The sequence below is a fragment of the Campylobacter sp. 107 genome (assembly GCF_002383835.1).
In the GTDB taxonomy this organism is placed as follows: Bacteria; Campylobacterota; Campylobacteria; order Campylobacterales; family Campylobacteraceae; genus Campylobacter_D; species Campylobacter_D jejuni.
On sequence record NZ_NXBA01000053.1, the window covers coordinates 1 to 501 of the forward strand.

Below are 501 nucleotides of genomic sequence, written 5' to 3' on the forward strand. Positions count from 1 at the left end.
AAAGGAGCTATAGCTCCTTGGACTAAAGCAGAAAAAGCTTATTATAAATCTTTAAAAACTAAAAGAGAAAGATATAAATATTTAGCAATAAGAAGTGGATTAAGATCTGTGGTTATAGATATACCCTATGATGCTTATGCTAATGTAGATGAAAAAGGAAATTTAATCAATGAAGAATACGCCTATATTTATGATGAAGTAAGTTCTCATCGTGGAACATTAAAATCTTATTCTTTCTTTAATGAATGGGAATTGTCTGCTTTACTTTTGGGAAATATTAAAGCTAGTCCCACAGCTGCCGTAGGATTTAAAGCAAGACAACAACAAGCATTGTTTTTACAAGCTCAACTTGGAGATAAAAATGCTTTTAAAAGTTTAGGTTTAGCAGTATTGTGTTCTAATTCTTTTCTTACAGGGCAACATTGGAATAAGCTTAGAGCAAAAATGATTTATGATTTACACGATCATCATTATGAGAGTTTATTAGATGAATTTGGTATG

The 501-nt window shown here is 30.3% G+C and carries 1 pseudogene; it reads left to right on the forward strand.

From position 1 onward, the window contains the following. A pseudogene (locus BGS40_RS06955) lies at window positions 1-501 on the forward strand (hypothetical protein); the annotation flags it as partial.